The 26,154-nt window shown below is 64.8% G+C and carries 29 protein-coding genes and 1 CRISPR repeat array; of the genes, 14 read left to right on the top strand and 15 right to left on the bottom strand.

Annotated elements, in window-relative coordinates; translation table 11 throughout:
- Positions 1-269: 269 nt before the first annotated feature.
- The 3 genes from ACOQFL_RS14890 (at position 270) to ACOQFL_RS14880 (ending at position 2,809) form a co-directional block, all read left to right on the top strand.
- On the top strand, positions 270-1,076 hold the full coding sequence (locus tag ACOQFL_RS14890; protein WP_435544761.1) for a transporter substrate-binding domain-containing protein: 807 nt from the start codon (positions 270-272) through the stop codon (positions 1,074-1,076).
- Positions 1,077-1,216: 140 nt separating this feature from the next.
- Positions 1,217-2,002 carry an amino acid ABC transporter permease gene (locus ACOQFL_RS14885; protein WP_435544965.1) on the top strand — a complete coding sequence of 262 codons (786 nt, stop codon included), beginning with the start codon at positions 1,217-1,219 and terminating at the stop codon, positions 2,000-2,002.
- Positions 2,003-2,023: 21 nt separating this feature from the next.
- Positions 2,024-2,809 (top strand): amino acid ABC transporter ATP-binding protein, encoded by a 786-nt coding sequence (locus ACOQFL_RS14880; protein ID WP_435544760.1) that lies wholly within the window; start codon positions 2,024-2,026, stop codon positions 2,807-2,809.
- Between the two features lie 80 nt (positions 2,810-2,889).
- Here ACOQFL_RS14880 and ACOQFL_RS14875 read toward each other — a convergent pair whose 3' ends face one another.
- From ACOQFL_RS14875 to ACOQFL_RS14865, 3 genes are all read right to left on the bottom strand, one after another.
- A complete protein-coding gene (locus tag ACOQFL_RS14875; RefSeq protein ID WP_435544759.1) occupies positions 2,890-3,174 on the bottom strand; it encodes a hypothetical protein in 285 nt (94 codons plus the stop codon).
- A 404-nt stretch (positions 3,175-3,578) separates the two neighbouring features.
- Entirely contained in the window at positions 3,579-5,408 is a 1,830-nt protein-coding gene (locus tag ACOQFL_RS14870; RefSeq protein WP_435544758.1) for a phosphoenolpyruvate carboxykinase (GTP), read from the bottom strand.
- A gap of 431 nt (positions 5,409-5,839) precedes the next feature.
- Positions 5,840-6,538, bottom strand: coding sequence for a DUF6802 family protein (locus ACOQFL_RS14865; protein WP_435544757.1), 699 nt, complete (start codon positions 6,536-6,538; stop codon positions 5,840-5,842).
- A 283-nt stretch (positions 6,539-6,821) separates the two neighbouring features.
- On the opposite strand from ACOQFL_RS14865, the gene ACOQFL_RS14860 reads away from it, so the two are divergent.
- Entirely contained in the window at positions 6,822-7,847 is a 1,026-nt protein-coding gene (locus tag ACOQFL_RS14860; RefSeq protein WP_435544756.1) for a siderophore-interacting protein, read from the top strand.
- A 566-nt stretch (positions 7,848-8,413) separates the two neighbouring features.
- Here ACOQFL_RS14860 and ACOQFL_RS14855 read toward each other — a convergent pair.
- Together ACOQFL_RS14855 and ACOQFL_RS14850 are read right to left on the bottom strand one after the other, a co-directional pair.
- A complete protein-coding gene (locus ACOQFL_RS14855) occupies positions 8,414-8,608 on the bottom strand; it encodes a DUF397 domain-containing protein (RefSeq protein WP_435544755.1) in 195 nt (64 codons plus the stop codon).
- Positions 8,609-8,690: 82 nt separating this feature from the next.
- Positions 8,691-8,855, bottom strand: coding sequence for a hypothetical protein (locus ACOQFL_RS14850; protein WP_435544754.1), 165 nt, complete (start codon positions 8,853-8,855; stop codon positions 8,691-8,693).
- Positions 8,856-9,412: 557 nt separating this feature from the next.
- On the opposite strand from ACOQFL_RS14850, the gene ACOQFL_RS14845 reads away from it, so the two are divergent.
- On the top strand, positions 9,413-9,643 hold the full coding sequence (locus ACOQFL_RS14845; protein ID WP_143012994.1) for a hypothetical protein: 231 nt from the start codon (positions 9,413-9,415) through the stop codon (positions 9,641-9,643).
- Positions 9,644-9,732: 89 nt separating this feature from the next.
- Positions 9,733-10,127: a CRISPR direct-repeat array (repeat unit 28 nt; unit sequence GTAGGCCCCGCGCACGCGGGGATAGACC).
- A 51-nt stretch (positions 10,128-10,178) separates the two neighbouring features.
- Here ACOQFL_RS14845 and ACOQFL_RS14840 read toward each other — a convergent pair.
- Complete coding sequence (locus tag ACOQFL_RS14840; protein WP_435544753.1) at positions 10,179-10,367, bottom strand: DUF397 domain-containing protein; 189 nt, start codon at positions 10,365-10,367, stop codon at positions 10,179-10,181.
- A complete protein-coding gene (locus tag ACOQFL_RS14835) occupies positions 10,364-11,218 on the bottom strand; it encodes a helix-turn-helix domain-containing protein (RefSeq protein ID WP_435544752.1) in 855 nt (284 codons plus the stop codon). Before ACOQFL_RS14835 ends, ACOQFL_RS14840 begins: the two co-directional genes overlap by 4 nt.
- A 336-nt stretch (positions 11,219-11,554) precedes the next feature.
- On the opposite strand from ACOQFL_RS14835, the gene ACOQFL_RS14830 reads away from it, so the two are divergent.
- The 8 genes from ACOQFL_RS14830 to ACOQFL_RS14795 all read left to right on the top strand — a co-directional run bounded on the left by ACOQFL_RS14830 (position 11,555) and on the right by ACOQFL_RS14795 (position 17,002).
- Positions 11,555-11,803, top strand: coding sequence for a hypothetical protein (locus tag ACOQFL_RS14830; protein WP_435544751.1), 249 nt, complete (start codon positions 11,555-11,557; stop codon positions 11,801-11,803).
- Positions 11,800-12,207 carry a hypothetical protein gene (locus ACOQFL_RS14825; protein ID WP_435544750.1) on the top strand — a complete coding sequence of 136 codons (408 nt, stop codon included), beginning with the start codon at positions 11,800-11,802 and terminating at the stop codon, positions 12,205-12,207. Before ACOQFL_RS14830 ends, ACOQFL_RS14825 begins: the two co-directional genes overlap by 4 nt.
- A 278-nt stretch (positions 12,208-12,485) precedes the next feature.
- Positions 12,486-13,049, top strand: coding sequence for a VanZ family protein (locus ACOQFL_RS14820; protein WP_435544749.1), 564 nt, complete (start codon positions 12,486-12,488; stop codon positions 13,047-13,049).
- Positions 13,050-13,222: 173 nt separating this feature from the next.
- Entirely contained in the window at positions 13,223-13,609 is a 387-nt protein-coding gene (locus ACOQFL_RS14815; RefSeq protein ID WP_435544748.1) for a DUF6317 family protein, read from the top strand.
- A gap of 83 nt (positions 13,610-13,692) precedes the next feature.
- Positions 13,693-15,015 carry a WXG100 family type VII secretion target gene (locus ACOQFL_RS14810; RefSeq protein ID WP_435544747.1) on the top strand — a complete coding sequence of 441 codons (1,323 nt, stop codon included), beginning with the start codon at positions 13,693-13,695 and terminating at the stop codon, positions 15,013-15,015.
- A 9-nt stretch (positions 15,016-15,024) separates the two neighbouring features.
- Positions 15,025-15,651: a hypothetical protein gene (locus tag ACOQFL_RS14805; RefSeq protein WP_435544746.1), complete on the top strand. Its 627-nt coding sequence runs from the start codon at positions 15,025-15,027 to the stop codon at positions 15,649-15,651.
- Positions 15,648-16,319, top strand: a complete 672-nt coding sequence (locus tag ACOQFL_RS14800) for a hypothetical protein (RefSeq protein ID WP_435544745.1) — start codon at positions 15,648-15,650, stop codon at positions 16,317-16,319. The genes ACOQFL_RS14805 and ACOQFL_RS14800 overlap by 4 nt, the downstream gene beginning before the upstream one ends.
- 92 nt (positions 16,320-16,411) lie before the next feature.
- The gene (locus tag ACOQFL_RS14795) at positions 16,412-17,002 is read left to right on the top strand and encodes a hypothetical protein (RefSeq protein ID WP_435544744.1); all 591 of its coding nucleotides are present in this window, start codon (positions 16,412-16,414) and stop codon (positions 17,000-17,002) included.
- A gap of 213 nt (positions 17,003-17,215) precedes the next feature.
- Here ACOQFL_RS14795 and ACOQFL_RS14790 read toward each other — a convergent pair whose 3' ends face one another.
- Positions 17,216-17,611, bottom strand: a complete 396-nt coding sequence (locus ACOQFL_RS14790; protein WP_435544743.1) for a DUF2267 domain-containing protein — start codon at positions 17,609-17,611, stop codon at positions 17,216-17,218.
- A 263-nt stretch (positions 17,612-17,874) separates the two neighbouring features.
- Here ACOQFL_RS14790 and ACOQFL_RS14785 point away from each other — a divergent pair, with 263 nt between their 5' ends.
- Positions 17,875-18,915, top strand: a complete 1,041-nt coding sequence (locus tag ACOQFL_RS14785) for a baeRF2 domain-containing protein (RefSeq protein ID WP_435544742.1) — start codon at positions 17,875-17,877, stop codon at positions 18,913-18,915.
- A gap of 160 nt (positions 18,916-19,075) precedes the next feature.
- On the opposite strand, the gene ACOQFL_RS14780 is transcribed toward ACOQFL_RS14785, so the two are convergent.
- The 7 genes from ACOQFL_RS14780 to ACOQFL_RS14750 form a co-directional block, all read right to left on the bottom strand.
- A complete protein-coding gene (locus ACOQFL_RS14780) occupies positions 19,076-19,318 on the bottom strand; it encodes a hypothetical protein (protein WP_435544741.1) in 243 nt (80 codons plus the stop codon).
- Positions 19,315-19,824, bottom strand: coding sequence for a hypothetical protein (locus tag ACOQFL_RS14775; RefSeq protein ID WP_435544740.1), 510 nt, complete (start codon positions 19,822-19,824; stop codon positions 19,315-19,317). The genes ACOQFL_RS14780 and ACOQFL_RS14775 overlap by 4 nt, the downstream gene beginning before the upstream one ends.
- A 66-nt stretch (positions 19,825-19,890) precedes the next feature.
- Complete coding sequence (locus ACOQFL_RS14770; protein WP_435544739.1) at positions 19,891-21,021, bottom strand: NucA/NucB deoxyribonuclease domain-containing protein; 1,131 nt, start codon at positions 21,019-21,021, stop codon at positions 19,891-19,893.
- Positions 21,022-21,079: 58 nt separating this feature from the next.
- Positions 21,080-21,556 (bottom strand): hypothetical protein, encoded by a 477-nt coding sequence (locus ACOQFL_RS14765; RefSeq protein ID WP_435544738.1) that lies wholly within the window; start codon positions 21,554-21,556, stop codon positions 21,080-21,082.
- A gap of 869 nt (positions 21,557-22,425) precedes the next feature.
- Positions 22,426-24,225: an IucA/IucC family protein gene (locus ACOQFL_RS14760; protein ID WP_435544737.1), complete on the bottom strand. Its 1,800-nt coding sequence runs from the start codon at positions 24,223-24,225 to the stop codon at positions 22,426-22,428.
- Positions 24,222-24,812 carry a GNAT family N-acetyltransferase gene (locus ACOQFL_RS14755; protein WP_435544736.1) on the bottom strand — a complete coding sequence of 197 codons (591 nt, stop codon included), beginning with the start codon at positions 24,810-24,812 and terminating at the stop codon, positions 24,222-24,224. The genes ACOQFL_RS14760 and ACOQFL_RS14755 overlap by 4 nt, the downstream gene beginning before the upstream one ends.
- Positions 24,809-26,146: a lysine N(6)-hydroxylase/L-ornithine N(5)-oxygenase family protein gene (locus ACOQFL_RS14750; RefSeq protein ID WP_435544735.1), complete on the bottom strand. Its 1,338-nt coding sequence runs from the start codon at positions 26,144-26,146 to the stop codon at positions 24,809-24,811. Before ACOQFL_RS14750 ends, ACOQFL_RS14755 begins: the two co-directional genes overlap by 4 nt.
- Positions 26,147-26,154: the final 8 nt, after the last annotated feature.

Here is a 26,154-nt window from a genome sequence, read left to right as displayed (position 1 = left end):
ACTCTTGGTGATGCTCGCCGACCCGCAATGCTTCACCCGATCAGAGTAACGGTATCGTGTGTTCCGCTTACGCGGCCGTTGCGCTCGAACTCGTCCGGTTACCGGATAGATCGGGGCCACGGCGGGTGTGCATTGCGTGATCGATCGCGGTGCGGCTGTCCCACTTCCGAGTGGATTTGACGTGATCGAAACACGCGAAGCTGTTTGTAACGGTCCCGGAGGATGGCAGGATCCCAGCATCCGGATTCCCGTCGAGGAGGAGTGACACTGTGGCGCTTCGAACAACATTGCGGGCCGCGGCCCTGTTACCCGCGCTCGCGCTGGTCGCTGCGGTAGCGGGCTGCGGCAGTGGTGGTGGCGGTGAGGCCAAGGGCGTCCCGCTGGTGAAAAAGGGACAGCTGACCACCTGCACCAACCTGCCCTACGAACCGTTCGAATCGCGCAAGGACGGCGAGGTCGTCGGTTTCGACATCGACCTGGTCGAGCTGGTCGCCAAGGACCTCGGCGTCGAACAGCAGGTCACCAACGCGCCGTTCACCACCATCCAGTCCGGCCAGGCCCTCAACGTGGGCAACTGCGACGTGGCCGCCGCGGCGATGACGATCACCGACGTCCGGAAGAAGAACTTCGACTTCTCCGACCCCTACTTCGACGCCACCCAGGCGCTGCTCGCCCCCAAGGGCTCCGGCCTCGACAGCTTCGCCGCGCTCGACGGCAAGACGCTGGGTTACCAGAAGGGCACCACCGGCGCGAAGTACGCCAAGGAGCGCGCCGAAAAGAACGGCGTCACGCTCAAGCAGTTCGCCGATCTCGGCCTGCTGCTGCAGAACATGCGCACCGGCAAGATCGACGCCGCGATCAACGACGACTTCGCGCTGATCGACTTCGCGGACCAGAACCAGAAGTTCGAGGTCACCAAGAAGCTCGAGACCAGCGAGCAGTACGGCTTCGGTGTCAAGACCGGCAACGACAAGCTGAAGAAAAAGATCAACGAGGTGCTGGCCAAGGCCAAGCAGGACGGCACCTACGACCGGTTGTACGAGAAGTGGTTCGGCCACGCGCCGTCCGAGAAGTGACCCGCACCGGCGGGTGAACCGACCACACCGGTCCTCCCCGACGATCTCGCACGTGGCGGGACGGGCGCCGACCGCGTCCGTCCCGTTCCGACTGCCCTGGAGCCTCGATGGCAGTGCAAACCCGACCCGCCACCAGCGGGATGAGTAAACGCCAACGCGCCAAGATCGGGCGCGGTGTGCAGTACGCGGTACTGCTCGCGGTCGTGATCGTGGCCGCGCTGCTCGCCGACTGGGGGCGTCTCCAGGACCAGCTCTTCAACCTCGAAGTCGCCGGGGCGCTGTTCCCCACCGTGTTGAGCACCGCGCTGCTCAACACCGTCCTCTACACCGCCTCGGGGTTCGCGCTCGGCCTGGGGCTGGCGCTGGTGCTCGCGCTGATGCGGATGTCCTCGGTGGCGCCCTACCGCTGGATCTCCGGCGCTTATATCGAGTTCTTCCGCGGCCTGCCCGCGCTGCTGGTGTTCCTGTCGGTCGGTATCGGCATCCCGACCGCCTTCAACAACGTCAGCTTCAGCCGCAACGTCACCGTCATGATCGCGCTGGGGATCGTCGGTTCGGCCTACATGGCCGAAACGATCCGCGCGGGGATCAAGGCGGTGCCCAACGGCCAGCTGGAAGCGGCCCGCTCGCTGGGGATGTCGCACGGTCGAGCGACAATCACCGTCGTCATCCCGCAGGCGTTCCGCATCATCCTGCCGCCGCTGACCAACGAGCTGATCCTGCTGACCAAGGACTCCTCCCTGACGTTCGTGCTCGGCGCCACGCTCGCCCAGCAGGAGCTCACCCAGTTCGGCCGCGCCGCGATGACCACCTACCCGGGCATGACCCCGATCCTGGTGGTCGGGCTGTGCTATCTGGTGATCACCATCCCGCTGTCGGTGCTGCAGCAGCGGTTGGAACGCAGGTTCGGACCCGACGGTCGGTAACGGCAGCCGAGGGAGTTTCACATGAGTGACGTAAAGATCGAGATCTCCGAACTGCGCAAGTCCTTCGGCGAGCTGGAGGTCCTCAGCGGGGTGGATCAGCGGATCGAGGCGGGCGAGGTGGTCTGCGTCATCGGTCCCTCCGGGTCCGGTAAGTCCACCTTCCTGCGCTGCGTGAACCTGCTCGAACAACCCACCTCGGGCAGGATCGTGGTCGACGGGGTCGAGCTCACCGACCCGGACGCCGACATCGACGCGGCGCGTACACGCATCGGCATGGTCTTTCAGCAGTTCAACCTGTTCTCGCACCTGTCGGTGCTGCGCAACCTCACCGTCGCGCAGCGCAAGGTGCTCGGCCGCGACCGGGCCAAGGCCGAGGAGACCGCCCGCGAGAATCTGCGCAGGGTCGGTCTCGAAGGCAAGGAAAACGCCACTCCCGCCCAGCTGTCCGGCGGCCAGCAGCAGCGGGTCGGCATCGCCCGCTCGCTGTCGATGGACCCGGACGTGATGCTGTTCGACGAGCCCACCTCCGCGCTGGACCCGGAGCTGGTCGGTGACGTGCTGGACGTGATGCGCGGGCTGGCCGACGAGGGCATGACCATGCTGGTGGTCACCCACGAGATGCAGTTCGCCCGCGAGGTCGCCGACCGGGTGCTGTTCATGGACGGCGGCGCCATCGTCGAACAGGGCAGGCCCGCCGACGTGATCGGCAACCCGCGGCGGGAGCGCACTCGCAACTTCCTGGCGCGCGTGCTCAACCCCACGCACGCGGCCTCGGCCGTCGACTCGGAGGGGCCCGACGAGGGCTAGCGCGGCCCAGGACGGCTAGCGCGGCCCAGGACGGCTAGCGCGGCCCAGGACGGATAGCACGGCGGGGTCGGCCTTTTCGATCAGTCGTTGTCGGGCTTCTCGGCCCGCTTCCTGCGTAGTGACAGCATCGAGCGATACGCTTCCGGGCCGTGCGGGACGCTGTCGCGTGTGGCGGTGCCGTGCGGGTCCTCGGAGCGTCCCCCCTCGGTGGTGCTCTGGTGACTCGGGGTCGGGGGAACGACGCGACGGTGGTAACGGGCGAACCCGGCGCTTCGGCGGCTGCCCGCGTTGTCGGCCCCCCGCAGGAACAGCCAAACGGCCAGCAGCGCGACCAGGACCAGTGCGATCATCGCCAGATCTACCATGACACACCTCCCGGGGTGTGCAGGCTTTCCGGTTTTTCTCGGACGTTTCCGAGTGTGCACCGGTTTGTCCGGTTCCGGCCAATCAATTCCTACGCAAGTGACCCTGAGTGTTCCTACGCAGTGCGAACGGGTCGAGGAATCCCTCGCCCTCGTTTGTGCCGCTCGTGGCGGTCCCGGCCCGTTCGGGCGGCCGCGATTTCGCGAAAATATCCGTGATTACCCCCGATCGTGGGTTTTCGGTGCATTTACCGGCGCGTGTCGAACCACCCTTTCGGGGGTTCTTTTCGGGTGAATTCGATTCGCGCAATGCACTGCGTAACCCAAGCTGCGTAACCCGAGGGGTGCCGACATTCCGGAAGACGGAATGTCGACACCCCTCGGATTCGCGAAACGTCGTCGAAGCGTCACTCACCGATGCGCTGCTTGAGCGCCTCCAGCTCGTCGCGCATCGAGGTGGGCAGGTCCTCGCCGATCGTGTCGAACCACTCCTCGATCAGCGGCAGCTCCTCGCGCCACTCCGGCAGGCTCACCTCGAGGGACTGCTCGATCTCCTCGTGAGTGGCTTCCAGTCCGCTGAGATCGAGCTCCTCCGCGGTGGGCACGCGGCCGATCGCGGTCTCCTCGGCTGCGGCGTTGCCCTCCAGCCGGTCCACGATCCACTTCAGCACCCGGCAGTTCTCGCCGAACCCGGGCCAGACGATCTTCTTGCCCGAGGGGTCCCTGCGGAACCAGTTGACGTAGTAGATGCTGGGCATCTTGGAGGCGTCGGCCTCCTTGCCCATGTTCACCCAGTGCTGGAAGTAGTCGCCGACGTTGTAGCCGATGAACGGCAGCATCGCCATCGGGTCGCGGCGCACCTCGCCGACCTTGCCCGCGGCGGCGGCCGTCTTCTCCGAGGACAGCGTGGCACCCATGAAGACACCGTGCTGCCAGTCGAAGGCCTCGTTGACCAGCGGGATCGTGGTCTTGCGCCTGCCGCCGAACAGGATCGCCGAGATCGGCACACCCTGCGGGTCGTCCCACTCGGGAGCCAGGATCGGGCACTGCGACATCGGTGTGCAGTAGCGGGAGTTCGGGTGGGCGGCCTTCTCGTCCGAGTCGGGCGTCCAGTCCTGCCGCTTCCAGTCGGTCAGGTGCCGCGGCTGCCCCTCCATCTCCTCCCACCACACGTCGTCGTCGTCGGTCAGCGCGACGTTGGTGAAGATGGAGTTGCCCCGCTCGATGGTGCGCATCGCGTTCGGGTTGGTCTTCCAGTTGGTGCCCGGCGCGACACCGAAGAAGCCCGCCTCCGGGTTGACCGCGTAGAGCCTGCCGTCCTCGCCGAACCGCATCCAGGCGATGTCGTCGCCGAGGGTCTCCACGCGCCAGCCCGGGATGGTGGGCTCCAGCATCGCCAGGTTGGTCTTGCCGCACGCCGAGGGGAACGCGGCCGCCACGTAGTAGACCTTGTTCTCGGGCGAGATCAGCTTCAGGATCAGCATGTGCTCGGCGAGCCAGCCCTCGTCACGGGCCATCGCGGAGGCGATGCGCAGCGAGTAGCACTTCTTGCCCAGCAGCGCGTTGCCGCCGTAGCCGGAGCCGAAGCTCCAGATCAGCCGCTCCTCGGGGAAGTGCGTGATGTACTTGATCTCGTTGCACGGCCAAGCGGAGTCCTCCTGGCCGGATTCGAGCGGCGCACCCACCGAGTGCAGCGCGGGCACGAACTCGACGTCCTCGCTCTCGGAGAACCGCTCCAGCACGCGGTCACCCATGCGGGTCATGATGTGCATGGAGACCACGACGTACTCGGAGTCGGTGATCTCCACGCCGAGCCTGGGCGGCTCGGCCTCCACCGGCCCCATGCAGAAGGGCACCACGTACATCGTGCGGCCACGCATGCAGCCCCGGTAGAGCTCGGTCATGGTGGCCTTCATCTGGTCGGGGTCCATCCAGTTGTTGGTGACCCCGGCGTCCTTCTTCTCGCGGGAGCAGATGAAGGTTCGTTCCTCGACCCGGGCGACGTCGGTGGGATCTGAGGCCGTCCAGAACGACTCGGGCTTCTTCGACTCGTCCAGACGCTTGAAGGTACCGGCCTCGACCAGTCGGTTGGTCAGGCGTTCCCATTCCTGCTGCGATCCGTCGCACCATACGACTTGCTCGGGCGTGGTCAGCTCCGCCACTTCACGTACCCAGGACAACAGGCGTTCGTGATTCACGGGTGCCTGGTCGAGACCGGGGATGGTCAAAGCGGTCATCGCGTCGTGTCTCCTGACTGGGCGCCACAGCCCGGATTCTCTCCTCTCGCCGACGCGTGGGCCGGCGGAGCTTTCAAAAATGCTTCGCTCCGCCCGGAAATCCGGACGGAGCTGCATTTGGGGATGTACCGAGGCTAACCGGAGGTGCCGGGGTTGGCGGAGATCAGTCCTGTCACTTCCCTCACAAGAACGATAAGGGAATCGATTCAGATAGCGGGGTGTCGCGGAAATCCGACTGTTCCGAGGAGTGCTGGACCGATGTTTTCCGTCGTCGAGCCTCGCGGACCCGCTCGTTCGGATGATTATTCACGAGCGGATCCGCGGAAATCCGATGTGTTACGGAGCACATTTTGATCCGAATTTCCGCTATTCGTGTTAGCGGCTTCGGGCTTCGGCGCGGGGAATCCGGGGTATTCCGCGCGGCGTGCGCCTCAGGTCCAGAACGAGTCGTCGGCCGGATCGGTGCCCGCCGCGTCACCGCGGTCGGTTCCGTCCCGTTCCTCGCCGTTCCACAGCCAGTCCTCGGTGCCGTTGACCTCGAAGGAACGTTGCTGCGCCGCGTACTGTCCCTGGCCGTCGACCCGGCCCTGCTCGACCACGGTCCACTCCCCGTCGCCGGTGTGCTTGGCGACGGTCACCTCTCCGGAGTCGCTGATCTCGACCATCTGGTCGGCGGAGCCGTCCCCGTCGGCGTCGGTGACCATCATCTGGCCGTGCTCGGTGTCGACGATCGCGGTGTCGGCTTTGCCGTCGTTGTTGGTGTCCTCGGTGGGTGGGCCGACCTCGCGGTCCCCCTGCGGGGTGTCCACGACCATCGATCGGCCCTCGTCCCCGCCGTTCGGTTCCCCGACCGGGGATTCGTCGGGTTTCTCGCTGGTCCACTCGCCGGTCGACTCGTCGTAGCGTGCCTGCTCGACGACGTTGCCCCGCTCGTCGATGCCGCGCATCACGTCGGCCTCGCCGTCGGAGTCCGAGTCGGTGTAGGCGAGGAAGCCGTCGTCGGTCAGCACGGCGACGGTCTCGTCCACGCCATCGTCGTTCAGGTCGTAGTTGGCCTCGGCGGTGTACTCGGAATCGGCGATGTCGATCCGGATGTCGCCGTCTCCCGAACCGGTGTCCTCCACGTACATCAGGGCGCTCCCGTGCGGTCGGTTCTGGTCGGTGGGGCTTCGACGGTTGGGACGCGGCCGGTGCCGTCCCGGTTCCGGGGTGCCCTGTCCGATTCCGGAGCGTTCCGCTCGCTTCCGGGGGCGGACCTGGTTCGGGGCGCTCCGCTTCCGGGGGTGCCTTCGAGATGTGTCGTGCGACACGCCCGATCACCTGTCGTCAATTGGCTGAGCGTAGGCTAACCTTACTGCAGAAGCGAAGGCTAGCCTCACCGAAGCACCGTATCTCGTGATTGGGAGGAACGGTATGGCCACTGCTACCGGGACGGTACGTGCCGCGGCATCCGCGAGCACGCGATCCGAAGCGACCGCCAGGCCCGAATCCCGGGTCTACACCGTCGAGGTGGCCGGTAGGCAGCAGCTGAGTCCCAGTTTCGTGCGGCTCACCTTCTCGGGCGAGGGGCTGCGCTCCTTCGGTGCCGGTGGTGTCGACCAGCGCATCAAGCTGATGCTGCCCAGGCCCGGCCGAACGGTGGCCGACGTGCCGGACGGCCATGACTGGTACCCAACCTGGCAGGCCATGCCGGAGGAGATCCGGCCGACCATGCGGACCTACACCGTTCGGTCGTTCCGCCCCGAGCTCGCGGAGATGGACATCGACTTCGTGCTGCACGGTTCCGGCGAGGAGGCCAGCGGACCGGCCTCCGCCTGGGCGAGTGGTGCCCGCATCGGTGACCGGGTGGCGATCCTCGGGCCCGACCGTCCTGGATCCGGCAGGATGTGGGGCTGCGAGTGGTGCCCACCCGCCACCGCGCGGCGGTTGTTGCTGGCGGGCGACGAGACCGCGATCCCGGCGGTGGCGGCCATCCTGGAGTCGCTGCCCGAGGACTCACGTGGGATCGCCTGCCTGGAGGTGCCCAGCGAGGCCGATGTTCAGGCGTGGGACCACGTTCCGAGTGGGGTCGAGATCCGGTGGCTGCCGCGTGACATCGCCGGTAGTGAGCACGGTGAGCTGCTGGAGCAGGCACTCGAAACCGCGTTGGGAGAGCTGTGCGCCGGGCCGAAGGTGGACGGTTGCCCCGCCGCGAACGAGGCGAGGGCCGCGCTGGAGGACGTGGACGTCGACAACTACCTGCTCTGGGAGATCCCGGGGAGCAAGCACCAGGATCCGGCCTACGACGAGAGTCTCGACGTCGCGAACGGTGAGCTCTACGGCTGGCTCGCCGGTGAGGCCGGTGTCATCAAGCGGCTGCGCCGGATGACCGTGCAGGGCTACGGCGTGCCGCGCGGTTCCGTGGCGTTCATGGGCTACTGGCGCCAGGGCCGCTGCTGAGGTCGTTGCCGACTCGCCGCTCTCTTCTCCCCGCGCGGCGATTTCTTGGGAAATTGACGCCCGGCCGGGCACCCCATGCCCCGGCTGAACGCCCTAAGCACGGCTTCGTGCCCGGGGTTCCGCGCTGCGGCGCGGCGATTTCGCGAGAAATTGACGACCCCCGGTGGGCAGTCCAATGAGGTGTGCCGGAGTGGTGTTCACGGCACCTTCGCCGCGCTAGAATCCCAGCGCAGTGAGTGTAGGCCCCGCGCACGCGGGGAGAGACCCACGGGCTGGTGCTGTGGGGGCACCGGCCGGTGGTAGGCCCCGCGCACGCGGGGATAGACCGCCGATGGACAGTAGTTCGATCGTCCAGCCGTCGTAGGCCCCGCGCACGCGGGGATAGACCTCGGTGTTGAACAATGATCCGTCGCCCCGATAGGTAGGCCCCGCGCACGCGGGGATGGACCCTCGTGCGGTTCGATCCCGAGCCGGTCGATCTCGTAGGCCCCGCGCACGCGGGGGCTGGGACAGCAAAAGCGCCTCCGGAGTGCTGTTCCGGAGGCGCTGTGTTTGTTCGCTGGGGTTCAGTCGAAGTGGTTGTTCTTCACCGCGTTGATGAACGTGGCCCACTGCTGCTCGGTGGTGGTGAAGTGTCCGGCGGCGCGGTCCTTGGTATCGCGGACGGCGGCGCCGTCGTGGGTGCGGCCGACCTCGACGCAGTTGGTGTCTTGTCCGCTGTAGCTCGATTTGCGCCAGCCCTGGGGGTGCTGCGGTGGCATTATTTTCTCTCCAGTTCCTCGGCGATGTCGCTACGAATTCCACGCTCGTGGTGGTTGGTCCCGGTGATCTGTCCGCGCTGTCTCACGTCGACTCGTCGTCGATGGCGGCGAACAGCTCTGCCGCGCTGGTGAAGGCTTCGGAGCACTCGCCATCGGCGATCTGTTGAGTGGCTTCGGCTTCGCCAGATTGCCACTCCGGCGTCCAGAACCAGCGTTGATCCGTCGGGACATCGCCCGTTTCGTGCACGGTTGCCGCCCCTGAAATGCTCGTAGTGAATGCGTGCGCGGCCCTTCGCGGGCCAGGCTCCGAGCAAGGAGCCTCGTCTCGTTTTATTGGCTGGCCGACGAGAATGCTTCCAGAGTCGATCTCGGTTGGATGTGCGGGCTCCGAGGCTCGTTACCGATATCCGTGACGATGTGACGAGTTGCCGGGACCGTACACCACTCGTACCGCTTGGTGGTCTCCCCTTCTTCGTTGTGAATTGGCGTGTTTCTTTGCCCGCGCTCGTCCCGTACAGGCTCGTTTCCGTGGCATGATGTCCGCGTCATGATCGTGCCGGGAGTTCACGTGTCTCGTGCCGGGGCCAGTCGATGGCTTTCGGCTGACCTCCAAGTGTCGTCCCATAGCGGACGCTCCCCCGAGGGTATGCCGAGACGTGCCGGCGGTATCTCGTCGCTGAGCTGTGGCGATCGGTTGGTGGAACCGCTGGCGGAGCTTACGGTCACCGAACCGAGTTGAGAGGTCGTAACTCAGTGGCAGCGGAACAACTCCAGCCCGTTTACGTACGTGCCCCGGGACTTCAGGTGACCATCGAGTTCTTCGGGGGAACTCCGGAGCAAGTCACCGAGAAGGTACTTAAGCTCATGCAGTCGAAAGCCGTTGTGCCCGCTATGGACTCCGATGGCGATACCTACCTGGTGAACTTCGGTTTGCTTCAGGGCGTCGGTGTCTCCAAGCTCGCTCCGCATGAGCTCGAAACGCCGGACGGGAAGGTACTGGTGAGCGCCGACTTGAACGATATCCCGGACTTGTAGCCCGAGAGCGAGTTGGCATCTGTCCGATGAGGTGTGACGGAGTGGTGTTCACAGCGCCTTCGCCGCGCTAGAGTCCCAGCGCAGTGAGTGTAGGCCCCGCGCACGCGGGGATAGACCCTGGTTGTCGCTGAACACCACGCCGCTGGTGGCGTAGGCCCCGCGCACGCGGGGATAGACCCCCTGACACCGCACCAACGCCGGCCCCGTCCTTGTAGGCCCCGCGCACGCGGGGATAGACCACGTGCCGCACACAACGTCCGTAGAGTCTGGCAGGTAGGCCCCGCGCACGCGGGGATAGACCTTGAGCTGGACACGCGCCTGCGGTGTCTCGTCGGTAGGCCCCGCGCACGCGGGGATAGACCTTGAGCTGGACACGCGCCTGCGGTGTCTCGTCGGTAGGCCCCGCGCACGCGGGGATAGACCTGTCCGGAGGGTCACACGGGTCGTACTCGTCGCGTAGGCCCCGCGCACGCGGGGATGGGACAGCAACAGCGCCTCCGGAACGCTCCGGAGGCGCTGTGTTGTGCGCTGGGGTTCAGTCGAAGTGGTTGTTCTTCACCGCGTTGATGAACGTGGTCCACTGCTGGCCGGTGGTGGTGAAGTGTCCGGCGGCGCGGTTCTTGGTGTCGCGGACGGCGGCGCCGTCATGGGTGCGGCCGACCTCGACGCAGGAGTCGTTGGGGTTGGAACGGCTGGATTTCCGCCAGTTCGTCGGTGCCGTCATGCTGGGGTGTTTCCTTCCGTTTGTTCCGCGAGTGTGTCCATGAGCTGGAGTGATTCATTGGGGCTCATGGCGGCGTCCGTGAGGTTATCCAGCGCTTTGCGGTATGCCTCAACGTCTTTCTGGTCATAGATGAAGGCGGGGCCACGGTAGTGTTCCAAGTGGATGATCGGTGATGCCTTCGGGAACTCGAACAGCACGAACGAACCGTTGTGGGCCAGTGTCCAGCGTTGTAGCCGTTCGGGAAGTATCCGGATGGTGGCGTTCGAGTTCGATGCCGTGGTGGCCAGATGGCGTAGTTGTTCGGCGAGCACTCCCTGTCCGCCGATGTCATCGCGCAGCACGCGTTCGCAGATGATCGCGTCGAGTTTGCGGGTGCTGAGCACCTCGCTACTGCGTGCCATCCGGAGTTCGACTCGGAGGTGACGTTCTTCGCCGGACAAGCTCGCCATGATCTCTTCGGCATAGGAGCGTGTCTGCAACGGCCCGGGGATAACCAGCGGTGCGATGTGCACGATCCGAGTGGCTGTGCGTTCGAACTCCGCCAGGTTCAGCAGATGCTTGTGCAGGCCCGAACGACTGTCGCCGATCAAGTTCGGTTCGGAAGCACGCCGCTGTAGCTCCATGAGTTCGTCGTAGCGCTCGCCGGAAGCGCCAAGCTCCACCAGTAGTCGCGCCAGAAGATCGCGGGAGGGCGAACGAACTCCTGTCTCATAGCGGGAGACAGCGGCATGTCCCAGCTGGACGCGCTTCGCCAGTTCTCGAACGGGGATACCGGCTTCTTTGCGCAGTTCACGAAGTTCCGCGCCGAGCAATCGAGCCTGCGGTGAGTGATGCTCCACGTCTCCGGGCATGCACCAAGCCTAGCTGCCGCAACATCTCGTTCATTGCCACCTGATCGAGGGATTGCCACATATGTCTCCGGAGACTGATCATGTCTCCGGAACCGAAAGAAAGGTGGTTGTGCCATGTCGGAGAGCTACGAGGTCCGTCATCCGGGGGGTGCGGGTGTGGTGTGGCAATGAGTCGGGCTGGTCGTCGTCGTTGCGGGTGTGGATCTCGCGGTGGACGCCGGGGTTGATTCGGATCGAGACGCCCACGGTGTTCAACCGGACGGTGTGGACGGTCGAGCAGGCCATTGAGTTGCGGGATGTGCTGCACGCTGCGGTGCGTGCTGGGGGTGGGTCGCGGTGACCAGTTATGCGGGCAGGTTGGGCATGTGGCTGGCCCATGAGCAGTGGAAGCTGGAACAGGCCTCCTACGACATTCCGGCCCGGCAGGCCACCCCCAGACAGTGCGCCGAACTGGCCGGAATATTGCAGCGGCTCTCCGATGAACTCCGTGACTACGCCGCCGGGCTGGCCTTCGGCGGCGGCCAACCGCCGGAATCCGGGTCGATCGACCCGGACGAGTTCCGTAGGCGGGGTGAGGCGGAATGAGTACCCATCCGGCGATGCTGCTGACCACCGCCGTGGTGCTGGCCGCAACCGCGATCGTGCTGGGTGGCTGGGGCAACCGGGTGAGTTATCGGCACCGGCACGCGGGCGGCAGCGGCCCGGCCGCCCGACGGTTGGCCGCACTGCGGCTGGAAGCGTACTTCCGGGACGAGCATCCCACCACCGAGTTGATCGGCTGGCCGCTGTGCGACCCGGACGAGCATCCGCACCTGTTCGGTGTCAGCCCACCGGCCCCGGTGGCTCCGTCGTTGGAACCTGCACCGGCAACGCCGCATCCGACTAACCAGCCCGCCGCTTCAGCTGTCTCCCCTGATCCCGCGTCGGTGGCAGAGCATCCCGAGCTGGCCTTGATGCGCCGCGTCCTCCACGGGCTACACCGCCTGTAGACACCCCAGCGCCTTCCCGCTCTCCCGCCCCTCCGCAGTCCACACCCCCGTGAAGACCGGCCCGGAACCGTGTACTCGGCCAACCCCGACACTGCCGAGACACCCCGGGCCCCGGTGGCGGGGCGTCAATTTCCCACGAAATCGCCGCGCACATCCCACGCAGCGGTGTCAATTTCGCGCGAAATGTACAAACCGCCACCACCAAAAACCCCGCCCGGCCGGGCCTCCCTCCCCGCTCCCACCCGGCCGGGCGGGGACCCCACGGGATCATGAAGCGTGTGACACAGCTACTTCGTTCCTTCGGCGATCTTCTCGTGGTGGCACTGATCGGGATGCCGGTAGCGATGTTGCTCTGGTGGGCGTGGGCCAAATTTCGGCGTGATCGGTGGCAAGCCGCCGGGGAGGTGGCCGTGGTCCTGTCGTGCTTACCAGTGGCGTATTTGGTGTTCAGCCCGGCCTATGGCGCACCGAGTCAGCTGAGCTTGCGGCCCGGGGCGGAACTGGCATCCGCTTTCGACGGTGTGCGGCTAGGGGAGACCGCTGCGGTGGTGCAGTTGGTGGCGAACACGGTGCTACTGCTGCCGCTCGGTGCGGTCCTGCCGTTGCGATTCCGGTGGGCGCGCTCACTCGCGCGGATCGGTTTGGTGGCCCTGACGGCCTCACTCGCCGTGGAGATCACCCAGTACGTCCTGGCAGTGGGGAGAGTGAGCAGCACCGATGACGTCATCCTCAACACGGCGGGCGCACTGCTCGGGGCGTGGGCCGCGCGAGGATGGTGGAAGCGGGGTTCCACATCGGAGCGCCCGAGGAGCCTCTACTCCGGCGAACAATCTTCCACGTGATTCTTCGGGCGAGATGCCCGTACCTATTCGTGACCGCGCTGCGGCCGAGCAGTACCGGGAAGCGGCGAGGAGGTGCTGGACTCCTCCCGGATACGGATATCTCGTTCCGCCCCCGAAAGATCCTCGTGATTGCTACGTTGCCGAAGCGACGATCGTTCGTTCGGGGAGGTTTCGTGGGTGACGGTTATCGCGTCGACATCGAGAAACTGACACGGCTGATCAGCGATCTGGACCACGCCGCCGACGACATCACAGCGGCGAACAGGGCGCTCAGCGATGCCAGAGGTCGTGACCTGGGCAGCCCCGGCATCGACGATGCCAGCGAGGGATTCCGGGAACGCTGGTCGCACGGCATCGAGAAGATCGCCGAAGGGGCGAAGGCCACCAGCGACGCGTTGGGCTCCGCACGCGAGACCTACGCCAAGCTCGAACAGGAGGTCGTTTCGCTGCTCGCCTCCGCTGTCTCGCAGCAGTCCTCCTCGGACGGCTCCGGCGGAGGGGGATCGCAGGAGTCGCAGGGTGAGATGTCGGCCATCGAGCAACGCATGGCGGGGCAGTGACGACCGCTGAAGCCACAGTGGACACACCACTCGGTTGATCGGTGAGTGATCGACAACCCGGACGAGTGCTTACGAGGACGACGATGAGCGGAAACTCCGAATACCCGGCACTGGGCTTCGATCCCGCCCCCGGCGCCGTCGCCACGGTCGAGTCGGTGGCCACCGACCTCGGCAAGGTGGCCACCAGGATGGGAAGCGCCCACGAGGCGCTGTCGAAGATCAGCAGTCAGGAAGGTCTGTGGCATGGCAAGGCCGCCGAGGCGTTCCAGGACACCGTGGGCGAATTACCCGAGTACCTGCGGCAGGCGCACCGTTCGCTGGGTGACGCCTCACGGACGCTCACGCAGTGGTCGCACGATCTGAGCTCGTTCCAGCAGCGGGCGCGGGACTACGAGGCCAAGGCCGCTGCCGCGCGGAAACGTCTCCGCGAGGCGGAGTCGAACCCGGATCTGAACCTGGCCAACCAGCGATTCCCGGACCAGGAATCCTTGCAGCAGGCGCAGCGCCGACTCGACACGGCGCAGGCGGCGCTGCGTGAGGCTGACAACGAGCTGCAAGCGATCCTGGACCAGGCCGAACGCCTGTTGCGGCAGCACGACGAGCTGGCCAAGCAGGTGGAGAACGCGTTACGCCGCGCCACCGACGAGGCGCCGGAGAAACCCGGCCTGCTGGAACGCCTCGGCGACGCGCTCGAAGAACTCGGCGAGAGCATCAGCGAGGTCGCGGACCAGGCGTGGCAGTGGGTCGAGGACCACGCCGAACTCCTGAAACAGATCGGCGACGTGCTCAGCACCGTGAGCACCGTGCTCGGCGTCGTCGCGATCGCGACCTCCTGGATCCCAGGAGTCAACGCGGTCACCTCGGCCGCCGCCATAACCGTCAGCGCCGCCGCGCTGGGAACCAACGCGCTGGCCAAGGCCGGTGGTGCCGATGTCTCCTGGGGGAAGATCGGTATGGACGCCATCGGAGTCATTCCCGGTGGGCGCCTCGTCGCCGGTGCGAAGAACGCGGCGTCACAGGCAGGAAGAGTCGCCTCGGCGTCCAAAATACCGAGCAAGCTCGGTAAAATGGGCGATATCGTAACTGGGGCAGGAAAAGTCACCGTAGATTCAAGAGTGATTAAGAATGCTACAGGTGTCGAAGGGAAAGTCGATATAACTCCTGTGACTAACGCGGAGCTCATGGCGAAGCCCACTGAGGCGATCCAAAATGCGGCTACGTTCACGCATGCTAAGTCGGTTGATTTGCTGAACAAGTTCCCCGGGGTTGAGATAAAAGATCCGTTCTCGGCTGTGGGGATTCTTGCGGGGAGTGGTGTGGAGTCGGTCAAGAAAGTGGGTATCAACGAAGGATTGCAGCATGCTTCGAGTCAGGCTGAGTCCTACGTGCAGCGGAAACTTGGGTGAGGTTGTCCGATGACGGTTGCGAATAATGCTGACCACGAAACTACTGGTCACGAGCAAGTGCGAAAGTTTATCGACGAGTGGGGGTTAAGCTCTTGGGGTGAGCACTGTCAGGCTATCTACTTCAAATGGGAAAAATTTGATCTGAAAAATTTTTCTGGCCGTCAGGAATTTGGCACAAAGCCCGCCTGGTTTAGGGTTTTCGCTCCTGTTTCCTTTGTTGTCCTGAGTCCGATAATTGTTGCTTTCGGAGTTATTCGTGAGTGGCTCGAAGTGTTCGGAGTAGTTAAGGAAAAACCCAAAAAGGAAAAGAAAACGGGCGTCATCTCCGTATCCGGTTCGAAGAGCAATCCCGGACCGACCTCGCTGATCGACAAGGTGAAACGCACGCAGCGCCGGTTGTGGTTGGTGGTTTCCCACTCGCGGGTGGCGGTGGTGGTGCTGAACAAGCCGGACAAGCAGCCGCGTGTGGTGTGGCAGAGCGACGAGTCCGCCTCGGTCCGGTTCCACCACGCCTCGCAGCGGAGCATCGAGGTCGCCTGGCCGGACGGTTGCCGGGCCTTCTTCTGCCCCACGATCGAGGAACGCAAGCTCGTCACCCGCTTCGTCAACGCCACCTGGAACAACGAACCACGATGACCGACACCACCGAGACCACCGATACCACCGATACAACGGACACTGCTCGGGAAGTACCCCGCTACTCGCTGGTGCTTCCCGAAGGCTTCATCGAACTTCCCGACGGAGAGCCGACCGAGGAGAAGCTGCACGCGCTCGCTTCGGCCGTAGCGGTCCGGTTCGGCCTGCCCGAGGACACCGAGATAGACCAGGGGCTGGCCGGTATCGCGGCGATGCTGATGACGCTCGGCGCCTCCGCCGAGGCGGGCGGAGCGCACTACAACGCCGCCGCCGTTTTCCGGTCGGCCCAGGACGCGCAACGACCATTGATGCTGGTGGTCAGCTGCTTCGTGTTCGGCACCGAGCGGACCTCACGGCACACCGCCGTCGCCGCGCTGGAACAGTACTACGGCAATCAGGCGGACACGGAAGTCGAAGTGGTCGAGCTTCCGGTGGGCGAAGCGGTCGTGACCCGTACGGCCACCCCCAGCGCTCTCGAAGTTGGCGAGGAGACCGTCGAGATAACCAATCACGCGATCACGGCGTGGATCCCCAGTCCTGCCGTGTCGGACATCCTGGGGGTTTCGGTCACGAGCAACAACACCGAGGACTGGACCGACATCGCCGACCTGGCCCGGGGGATATTCGAAACGGTCGAATGGCTGCCGGACGAGGACGACACCGCCTGAAAGCACGTCACGACGAACGGGACGTTCGCAGGGAATCGAGAATCCGATTGCTGATTTCGGTTACCCGATGATGTTTCCTATGGGGGATTCGAATGGTCGAGTCAACGGAGTTCGACGAAACTCCGGTTTCCGAGCGGCGGCGCGAGGAGGTGCGTATTGTCGCCGACCAGCTCGGATTTGAGCGCACTTCGGTGATCCGATTCCACGTTCGTTCCTTGGAGTACGCAGTGCCCGAGCGGCGAAAGAACGGTAAGCCACACGGATCCAGCAGGACGATGCGGATACTTCGTGGCACGATGTGGATCTCGTTGATGATTCTGTCGTTGCCGATCGCCGCGGTTCTCGGTGGGCTGGACGAGATCTTCAACGATGCCGGTCCTTCCGGGCGAGGTCCGTTGGGAAAGCTCACGGTTCACGGCAAGCGGTCCTGCGCCGCCCTCTCCTTCGCTGACGCCGCCAAGGAGTCCGAGCGGGAGATGTGGTTGGCGTGGTCGCGCTCCTTGGTTGCGCTGCTGGGAACGAGCGGTGAGCAACCTCCCGAACTGCTCTGGATCTCCGAGGCGCAGCGTCCCGAGCTGGAGTTCGCCAAGGAGAAACTGCGCTGGCCGGACAAGTCCCGCGTGGAGTTCGTGCTCGCCCAAGCGGAACTCGACCGGGTCAGGCAGCAGCAGGGAACCCCCTGAAGCGCGTCAATTTCTCGCGAAATGTACGAACGGCACCACCGAACCCCGCGTCAATTTCTCGCGAAATCGCCGCGCAGGAGTGCCGGTACGGCTTCGCTCGGGCACCGGGTGCGGTCACTGGCTGCCGAGTGCGATCATTGGGAACTCTCGAGATTCGCCGGGGAGCCCCAGGAGCCCGAGATTCGCCCGGGAGCCCCGGGGCCTCGCTGGGCGCTACTGGAAGAGCCCGGCGATGGGGCCGGGCAGCTGCTCGACGGTGTCGGAGGTCTCGCCGGCGGGCGCCCACTCGCGCAGGGTGGTCAGTACCGCCCTGACCTGGTCCTCGGTCGTCTCCAGGTCGGTGGTGGCGATCTCGCCGCTGACACGGTCCAGGAACTCGAGCTTGTTCAGCGAACGGGCCTGCCCGCTGCGCTGGGAGAGTTCGTTTCGCATCTCGTCCGGCAGCCCTTCGGCCAGCTCGTCGACCTGTCCGGCGCTGACGGCCTCGGCCAGCGTGGTCAGGGTGGCGCGAGCGACACGGGACGCCTCGTCGAGCGAGGACATTTCGGCGCGCTGCCGTACCTGCTCGGCGAAGTCGCGCATGGGCTCGCTCTGCCAGATCTCTGCCATCGAACTCCTTCGGCTCGTTCCCTCTCGCGCACCGGACCCCTGGCCCGGCCCGCTGAGTTCTCTTCGGTGTGGCTCTTATCGCAGTGCCCGCGCCGCCGTGGTCGGTAAACGTGATCTACGTCACTTTGTGGCACTCTGTGGGTTTGCCGCGATGTGTGCGGGGCATGCACATGCCAGTGGCTGTGATCGACGAGTGAGCGCTCCTCGCGAGTGCTCGACCCGTCGATCGGCAGGACGGTCCTTGGAGTTGAGAGAGGGGAACGATGATGGACTTGACGCGGCTGCGGTCGGTCTACGAGAGCGAGGGACCGTTCGCCACGGTGTACCTGGAGGGACGCTCCCCGAGTGAGGAGTCGGCCGATCAGCTGCGACTGCGGTGGCGTGGCCTGCGCGAACAATTGGCCGGCGCGGGCGCCGGTGACGAGGTGCTGGACGCGCTCGAAGCGTACGTCCTCGACGTCGAGTACGGCGAGGAACAGGCCAACGGGCGGGTGCTGGTGGCCACCGAGAACGACGGAGTGCTGCTCGCCGAGCCGTGGGACGCCGCCCTGGGAGCCGGTGACACGCAGTACTGGACGCGACTGCCGGAACTGGGCGCCTACGTGCGCGAGGAGTGCCGCTCGGTGCGCATGCTGGTGGTCATCGCCGACGAGCAGGGGGCGGTGGCTCGGCAGGAGGTCCTGGCGCAGCAGCACCATCCCCGGGAGCTGGGCAGCGAGACCGTCGAGGGCGGTGCCGAGACCGACACGCACAAACCGCGTGGCGCGGCCCTGGCGCACAAGCACTTGCAGCGCCGTGCCGAGCAGGCCGTCGAGCACAACGCCGAGGACATCGTCGCGCGGCTGCGCACCATCGAGGCCGAATTCCGGCCGCAACTGCTGGTGCTGGCGGGTGAGACGCAGGCCCGCACCATGATCCGCGACAAGCTGACCGAGCGGCTGGCCGAGCTGCGCGTGGATGCCGACCGAGGCGGTAACCAGGACGAGGCCGCGGAGCAGGCCCTGGCCGAACAGGTGCGCGAGCTGGCCGAGAAGGAGAGCTCCCGCAACGCGCAGGAGCGCGCCGAGCAGCTCAACACCGGACTGGCGCACGGGCAGGCCGTGCACGGTGACCACCCGGTGGCCCGGGCCGCCGAGATGGGCGCGGTGGACACCCTGCTGCTGGAGTACGGCACCGGAACCGAGCGCGAGGCGTTCCTGCTCAAGACGTGTGCCGAGACCAGCGCCCGCGCCGATCTGGTGGAGTCCGGCACCGGTCTGGCCGACGGCGTCGGAGCGCTGCTGCGGTTCCCGATCGACAACTGAGCGGTGGGCCTTCCCTCCGGCCGGTCGCGGCACTCCTTCGGATGATCACGGACGACCCTGGCTTCGGAACAGGCCGGGGTCTCCGCGTGTCCGCCACGATGCGATCCCGATCGGCGCTGCGCACCATGCCCGACGAGCCGTTACCGCGCAGAACCGGATCTCAATCCCGACATGAACGCGGCATGTGCTTTTCCGCGTTCAGCAGCTCAAGTTTCAACAGTTCGCCGTTTTGCGAGAAATCGAGAAGCGCGACCGTTTCACCGTTTTTGTCGCGCACCTTCAGTGTCTCGGCAGAGTTGCCCGAAAATTCCTCGCCGAACTTGAAAACCGCGGCGTTGGCACGTCTGTCCCAGGACCACTCGACGTGAAGTGATCCTGTGACCTGGGGATCTTGTCCACTCACTCCAGATGCTTTCCCGGTTCGGATGCCTCGCCGAGACGCCCGAGCCGTACGTAGTACCGCTCAAGGTTCTCGCCGTTCTCGCGAGCTCGCAACGGTCCTTCGGTGTCGTCGTCGAGCAGTCGATCCACGACTTCCGCGGCTCGCAGCGCCCGTGATGGGTCTCCGTAAATCCTGACGCGATAGCTGCCCGGCCCGTCGGGCAGCTCGAACGGCCCGTGATCCCCCATCGTGACTTCGCTGACGACAACCCCTCCGGTGGGGATGTCGAGCACGGTCTCTCCCAGGAGTTCGTGGTTCGCGACTTCGGGAACGGATGGAGTGAAAAGCAACGTGATCGGGGCTGAGGTTTGTTTCGTGTGTAGATAACACTCGTTACCGTTGCTTTCCAGCACTCCGCTTCTGGGCTCATGGGGAAGATCGAGGTCGAAATCATCGATATGGTCGCCGTAGAAGCCGATAACTCCCCGATCGGGTGAAACCTCGATGCTTTCCGGCAGTGTCTCCATGAGTATATTGTGTCACACCGCCTCACGTGGGGCACGGGACCACGCGAGGCGGTGTGGATCACCACGTTAAGGAACTATGGTTATGTAGAATGGGTCGCCGTCGATGATCCTGTTCTGCTGGTAGTGCTTGTTCAGCCAACGTCCGGCCGCTTGATTGTCGGCAGCGTCGATGAGCCTGGCCGAATAGTTTCCGTTGCTGTTGGCCGCCCCTTCCTCGGTTGACGCGAAAGGATACTCATCGCAGTTCATCAGTTGGCCGTCGTACGAACCCCATACATCCTTGCAAGTCCTTATCGCCGCCCTGTTGTTGGCTTCTTTCTGTTCTTTGTCCATCGTTCGGTGCAATGGCTCTTCGATTCCCGGGATGTTTTTGCCCACTATCGACGGAAACGTGGTAACTGGTTTTTTGATCGCATCGCTATAATGTCGGGCGCTTTCGGGGAACTTGGAACTGCTCAGACTGAAAGGAATTTCCACTCGGGCTTCGGTGAGGACGGTTCCCTTGGGTTTCCCCAGGGTCTTACCGGCGCTGTCGAAGCGAAACTTGGATCGCCAATTCTCCGGTGGCTGCCAGGACTCCGCCTCGGGAGCGTCGATGGTCATGTCGATGAAAACCCCGGCTTCCACGGTTTTGTACGGTTCTGTCGCTCCTTCTTCCGGGGAGGTGTAGGTGATATGCCACCGTGGATTTTTCCGCCATTCAGTCAGGAGGTCCTTACGAGTCTCCCGCTCGGGCGCGACCAAATTACCGCTGCCGTAGGTGACGCTGGAGAAGTTCAGTTCTATCGACCATTTGCTGGAATCGTAGCCAGGCGCCGTAGTGGTTTCGATGTTCTCTATGCTCGATTGGTAATCGATTCGGCGAGAACCGTTTCGAGCGATACCTACGACCCATCTGTCGAAATCCAGCGTACCCATTTTCACCACGGGTTTCTTGGTGGTGACAACGAGATCATACCTTTTGTGGTGACAGCTTTCGAACCTATTTTTGATCCACCCCTTATCGCTTTTGGCCGCCTCTGGGTGTTCCTTGCATTCCTGAAGAAGCTGTTCGGCGCGTTCCTGGAACGTGCTTGTTCGCTCCGCTGTCTGGCGAATCTTCGGTTTCTCGGCCACCGCGACAGGTGTAAACAGGGTGCAGCTCATCCCCGCGGCCAGTAGCGTGGACAAGATCATGCGAGCCTTGGTGTTTTTCACGGTTCTCTTTCTTTCGGGGAGGAGTGCTCGTTAGGCCTCTCGCAAATGGTCGATATGCTCAACCCAGTTGCTGGTCAACGATTTTTTGCGCTCGTGCGACCAGGCGTTGGAACTCGTCTTCGGAGGTTCGCGAGGACGCTGAGTACGGTGCCGCTTTCATGGCGGAACCAGGGCTCACGATATTCTTGCTGGTTTTCCACGCAACCGCGTATTCGTATTCTGACCCAGATTTCTTGGTTATGCTGCTCTCGAAGCGGAAACAGTAGTTCGGATCCGCCCCCGGCGCACAGTTCCCCTCCGGGACGCGGGTCGACACTTCACTCATCCTGTACCGGGAAAAAGTATTGTTCCCGTTCAGGTACATCAGACGGTTGCTGGTTTCGTCGATCGCGACTTTTCCGTACATGTCGACAAGAGTCCATCCGGTAGTGAGGTGCCGAGAATCCGGATTGGGGTGAGCGACTGTGGTCGCGATCTTCTCGAAATCGTAGTAAAGGTCCCACTTTTTGCAGCCGTCGCAGGATGGGATGGCCATGAACGTGTGGTTCACACCGTCGGCGGTTCCGGAGGGCTGGCCGATGTAATGTTTTTCATAGCCGGCGGCGTAGTCTATCCAGTACGGCTAATACTGGGTATTCGTGCCGTCGTAAGATATTTCGAGCCCGAGTGCGAACGACTTGCTGAGGTCGTTTTTCGTGAAGAATTCGGTTTCGTTGTTGAACGTGGCAGATCCGTACGGTGGTGGTCCTCCGTAGGAAACATTCGGATATTTGAATGTGACGAAGAACCCATACGTGTCGGCGCTACGGTCACCGCAGAGCTGTGCCGTGGCGAAACGTGCCTGCTGATCACACACACTGGCGGGGACGGCTGCCGCGGAACCCGCATTAATGCTTGTGAGCGCTCCGCAAACGGCGAGTACTGCTATGAATCTTTTCAGGTTATTCTTGGGCACTTTCGCACACCTTGTCGATTAATTTTCGCTTCGGTGCATGTGAATATTTCACGGGAAATTTTCAAGCAAAAGTGTTTTATTGTCCTCGCCACAGGCGGTGCGGGTAAGTTACGCATGCCGACTCATCCGACCCGTGGTGATCGGGTCAACAAATTACTGCGTTTGTATTATTGACCGAGAAAGGGGAGCTTCTCGTGGAGCCCTCGTGGAGCGGGAATCCGGGAAGGTAGCTCCCGGTGCATTTCTGGTTCGAACGTTCTCGGCGACCGTGGAAAATCGCGAGGGCGGGGTGAGTCTCGGGAGTCTCGCGAGGTCGCGGGACACGCGACGCGGTTCCGATCGAGCGGCCCCGCGATGTCGCGAGGTGCCACTTGTCCGGGTGGCCTTCCGGTGCGGGCGGGAGGTTCCCCGGCGAGTAGCGACCCGCCGACCCGCCGGGGAAACTCCGATCAGTCTCGCGCGGGAGCGTGGGGCGCGATGGGGTTGTCCAGCGTTCCCGCGATCTTCAGCGCGCTAGCCGGGTCCTGCAGGTTCACCATCTGCTGGTTGTTGCCCAGCTGCAGCCGGTTGAGGCAGGACAGCTCGTACCGCTCGGCGAACAGGTCGTACTTGCGGAACCGGTCCCGCAGCTCCGGCGCCGCCGCCTCGTAGTCCGCCACGCACTCGGCCACCGTCCGCCAGAACTCCCGCTCGTCCAGCAGTCCGTGCTCGTGCGTGATCGAGCCCAGGAACCGGAAGAAGCAGTCGAAGACGTCGGTGAACAGCGACAGCGCCCGCAGGTTCTCCGGCACCTCGGAGCGGATCCGCTCGATCTCGGCCGGAAGTTCGGTCTCCGGCTCGATCACGGCGACCTCCTCGCCGATGTCCTTGAGCAGCACCCGCACGGGCACGCCGTCCTCCAGCACCAGGATGATGTTCTCGCCGTGCGGCATGAACACCACGCCGTAGGCGTAGAAGCAGTGCAACAGCGGGCGCAGGTAGGCGTCCAGGTAGCGTCGCAGCCAGTCGGCCGGTGCCAGCCCCGAACGCTCGATCAGCGTGCCGACCAGCGAGTCGCCGGACTCGTCCACGTGCAGCAGCGCGGCCATGGTGGCCAGGCGCTGCCCGTCCCGCAGCTTCGGAACCGGGCTCTCGCGCCAGAGCGCGGCCAGCATCTTGCGGTACGGCGAGTCCTTCGCGGCGGCCGTGTAGTACTCGTTGTGGTATCCCACCGCCGCGCGTTCCCGCAGGATGTCGAAACCGGACTCGCGCAGCAGCTCGTCACCGGCGAGCAGCTCGCCCACCCAGTCGTTGATGGCCGGGGTGGCGCGCATGTACTCGGGCGAGAGCCCCCGCAGGAAACCCATGTTCAGCACCGAGATCGCCGTCTTGACGTAGTGCCGCTCCGGCGAGTCGGAGTTGAAGAAGGTGCGGATGGACTGCTGCGGCAGGTGGTCGTCGTCCCCCTCGCCGAGGTGGATCAGGTTGCGGGTGGCGAACTCCGCCGCGAAGGTGACCGGCAGCTTGTTGTCCCACTGCCAGGGGTGCACCGGCACGAACAGGTAGTCCTTCGGGTGCAGCCCGAACTCGCGGATCCGCTTCTCGAAGCGGTCGCGGGTCGATTCGTCCAGTTCGGACCGCACGAGTTCCTCGTAGTCCAGCCCCGCCGAGGCGCTGAAGCCGACTCGGTCGCGGTGCGCGGCCAGCCACACCAGCTTGAGCGGGACTCCCGCTTCCGGCGCGTACTTGGCGGACTCGGCGACGTCGAATCCGATCCGGCCGCTGTTGGCCAGAAAGCACGGATGTCCCTCGGTCATGCCCGACTCGATGGCCTGGAACCCGGCGTCCAGCAACTCTGCCGAGCTCGCCCGGGGTTTGGCGAGTTTGAACGCGTCGCTTTCCAGCGTGCTGCTGATCTCCTCCAGGTAGACCGGCAGCAGCCCGTCGTGCAGCCCCAGCGTGTCGCGCAGCTCCAGGAAGAGCTCCAGCGCGTCGAGCGGCAGCTCGGTGCCGTCGCGGTGTCGGGTGATGCTTTCGGTGTCGATCGACCAGTGCCGCAGGATCCCGATCCTCGCCCGGAAGTGGTAGCGCACCCTGCCGTCGTCACTGCCGACCACGTAGCGCCCCTCCCCCGTCGGGGTGGGGTGGAGCAGCCGTTCGTGCGAGAGCTCGGCCAGCGCCTTGCGCACCAGCCGTCGATTCACCAGCCGCCAGTGCTCCGGAGTCAGATGACCCGCGGGCTCGTGCGTGCCGGGGTTGCCGGAACTCACCGTGATACCTCCCCGTCGGTCGAACCCGCGTTCCTGCTCGCCAGGTAGTCGTCGCGGGTGCAGATGCTCAGCAGTGCCTTCTTCTCGGGCAGCGAGACGGTGTCGATCACTTCGAAGCCGACCTCCGCGTTCAGCGCGTGCACCGAGGTGTTGTTCACGTCCGGTTCCACGACCACCCGCCCGGTGGCGGGGTCGGTGAACAGCATGTCCATCACCGTGGTCAGCACGGCCCGGGTGAAGCCGTGCACCGGCATGCCGGTGGGTGCGGCCAGGAAGTGCATCCCCACGTCGCCCGGCCGCACGGGATACAGCCCCGCCAGTTCGGAACGGGCCGGGTCGTACCGCTCGATCAGGAAGGAGGGAACCCCGTTGTGCAGGCCGACGAACGCGTCGTTGCCCGGGGTCGCCTCGATGGTGCTGAACTGCTCGCGCACCTCGGCCGGTTGGGCGTCGAGCATCAGCCAGAACGCCGACTTCGGGTGGGTGAGCCAGCCGTGCAGCAGCTGGGTGTCCTCGTCGGCCGACACCGGGCGCACCGCGAACTCGCCCAGCCGCTCGTCCGTGCGCCGGAACACGATCTCGGTCATGCCACCGACTCCTCTCGTGGCGGTTCGGTCCGCGCCGGCCCGAGGTCGTCAGGAGCGCCGAAGTCCTGGAAGGCGATCGAACGTTCGACGGGGTAGTACTCCTTGCCGAGCATTCCCCGGATGATGTTCGAGTTCCGGTAAGCGGCCATCCCGAGGTCGGGGGTGACGAAGCCGTGCGTGTGCAGCTCGGCGTTCTGCACGTAGATCTCCTCGCCGGTCGGGTCCACGGTGTAGCCACGGCCGACGTCGAACCTGCCCGACTCGTCCCAGCTGATCCGATGGGTGATCGGCTGGAGGAACTCGGGCGTGCGGTACCGGTAGCCGGTGGCGAGCACGAGCCCGTCGGTGCGGAGGGTGAAGTCCTCCCGCTGCTCCCACTGCCGCAGTCCCAGCGTGTAGCCGCCCTCGACAGGGTGGTGTTCGGCCGAGGTCACCTCGGTGTTGGTCAGCAGCCTGGTCGGACACGGTCCCACCACCCGCTTCAGGTAGAGCAGGTCGAAGATCTCGTCGACCAGTTCCGCGCTGATGCCCTTGTAGAGGCCGTGCTGCTGGGCCAGCAGCGACTCCCGGGTTTCACCGGGCAGCGAGTAGAAGTAGTCCACGTACTCCGGCGAGGTCATCTCCAGGGTCAGCTTGCTGTACTCCAGCGGGAAGAACCTGGCCGAGCGCGTCACCCAATTGAGGGTGTAGCCGTGTACGTCGATCTCGCTCAGCAGATCCCGGTATATCTCGGCGGCGCTCTGTCCGCTCCCGACGATCGTGATGCTCGGCTTGCGGACCAGCGAGTCGCGGTTGTGCAGGTACCGCGAGGCGTGAATCGCGTCGCCGCCCAGGTCGCGGCACGGTTCGGGGAGGTGTGGCGGGGTTCCGGTGCCCAGCACCAGCCTGCGCGCCCGGTGCGTCTCGGTCCGCCCGGTGGCGACCTCGGTAGCGTGCACCAGGTAGACGTCCTCGCTCGGGTCGTGGTCGATGCGGTCGACCCGGTGGCCGAACCGGACGCTGTCGAGCTTGCGCGCCGCCCAGCGGCAGTACTCGTTGTACTCCAAACGTGGCGGGAACCAGTCCGCCCGGATGTAGAACGAGTAGAGCCTGCCGACTTCCTTGAGGTAGTTCAGGAAGGACAGCGGCGAGGTCGGATCGGCCAGGCTCACCAGGTCGGCGAGGAACGGGGTCTGCAGGGTCGTGTCCTGCAGCATCATCCCGCCGTGCCATTCGAAGTCCGGCTTCTCGTCCAGGAACAGCCCGTCGAGTTCGTCGATGGGTTCGGTCAGGCAGGCCAGGCCGAGGTTGAACGGACCGACCCCGACGGCTACGAAGTCGTACGTGTGGGGCACAGTCTTCC

This window comes from Actinopolyspora sabaoui (assembly GCF_051225635.1).
GTDB lineage: Bacteria > Actinomycetota > Actinomycetes > Mycobacteriales > Pseudonocardiaceae > Actinopolyspora.
Note: the sequence above shows the minus strand (reverse complement) of the source record. Positions and strands in the feature narration are given on the sequence as shown.

What these genes read in the sequence shown, in the direction of transcription:
- ACOQFL_RS14885 (WP_435544965.1), top strand. Translation starts at nt 1,217, where the DNA reads ATGAGTAAACGCCAACGCGCCAAGATCGGGCGCGGTGTGCAGTACGCG.
- ACOQFL_RS14880 (WP_435544760.1), top strand. Translation starts at nt 2,024, where the DNA reads ATGAGTGACGTAAAGATCGAGATCTCCGAACTGCGCAAGTCCTTCGGC.
- ACOQFL_RS14875 (WP_435544759.1), bottom strand. Translation starts at nt 3,174, where the DNA reads ATGGTAGATCTGGCGATGATCGCACTGGTCCTGGTCGCGCTGCTGGCC.
- ACOQFL_RS14870 (WP_435544758.1), bottom strand. Translation starts at nt 5,408, where the DNA reads ATGACCGCTTTGACCATCCCCGGTCTCGACCAGGCACCCGTGAATCAC.
- ACOQFL_RS14865 (WP_435544757.1), bottom strand. Translation starts at nt 6,538, where the DNA reads ATGTACGTGGAGGACACCGGTTCGGGAGACGGCGACATCCGGATCGAC.
- ACOQFL_RS14860 (WP_435544756.1), top strand. Translation starts at nt 6,822, where the DNA reads ATGGCCACTGCTACCGGGACGGTACGTGCCGCGGCATCCGCGAGCACG.
- ACOQFL_RS14855 (WP_435544755.1), bottom strand. Translation starts at nt 8,608, where the DNA reads ATGCCACCGCAGCACCCCCAGGGCTGGCGCAAATCGAGCTACAGCGGA.
- ACOQFL_RS14840 (WP_435544753.1), bottom strand. Translation starts at nt 10,367, where the DNA reads ATGACGGCACCGACGAACTGGCGGAAATCCAGCCGTTCCAACCCCAAC.
- ACOQFL_RS14835 (WP_435544752.1), bottom strand. Translation starts at nt 11,218, where the DNA reads ATGCCCGGAGACGTGGAGCATCACTCACCGCAGGCTCGATTGCTCGGC.
- ACOQFL_RS14825 (WP_435544750.1), top strand. Translation starts at nt 11,800, where the DNA reads ATGAGTACCCATCCGGCGATGCTGCTGACCACCGCCGTGGTGCTGGCC.
- ACOQFL_RS14810 (WP_435544747.1), top strand. Translation starts at nt 13,693, where the DNA reads ATGAGCGGAAACTCCGAATACCCGGCACTGGGCTTCGATCCCGCCCCC.
- ACOQFL_RS14805 (WP_435544746.1), top strand. Translation starts at nt 15,025, where the DNA reads ATGACGGTTGCGAATAATGCTGACCACGAAACTACTGGTCACGAGCAA.
- ACOQFL_RS14800 (WP_435544745.1), top strand. Translation starts at nt 15,648, where the DNA reads ATGACCGACACCACCGAGACCACCGATACCACCGATACAACGGACACT.
- ACOQFL_RS14795 (WP_435544744.1), top strand. Translation starts at nt 16,412, where the DNA reads ATGGTCGAGTCAACGGAGTTCGACGAAACTCCGGTTTCCGAGCGGCGG.
- ACOQFL_RS14790 (WP_435544743.1), bottom strand. Translation starts at nt 17,611, where the DNA reads ATGGCAGAGATCTGGCAGAGCGAGCCCATGCGCGACTTCGCCGAGCAG.
- ACOQFL_RS14785 (WP_435544742.1), top strand. Translation starts at nt 17,875, where the DNA reads ATGATGGACTTGACGCGGCTGCGGTCGGTCTACGAGAGCGAGGGACCG.
- ACOQFL_RS14775 (WP_435544740.1), bottom strand. Translation starts at nt 19,824, where the DNA reads ATGGAGACACTGCCGGAAAGCATCGAGGTTTCACCCGATCGGGGAGTT.
- ACOQFL_RS14765 (WP_435544738.1), bottom strand. Translation starts at nt 21,556, where the DNA reads ATGGCCATCCCATCCTGCGACGGCTGCAAAAAGTGGGACCTTTACTAC.
- ACOQFL_RS14755 (WP_435544736.1), bottom strand. Translation starts at nt 24,812, where the DNA reads ATGACCGAGATCGTGTTCCGGCGCACGGACGAGCGGCTGGGCGAGTTC.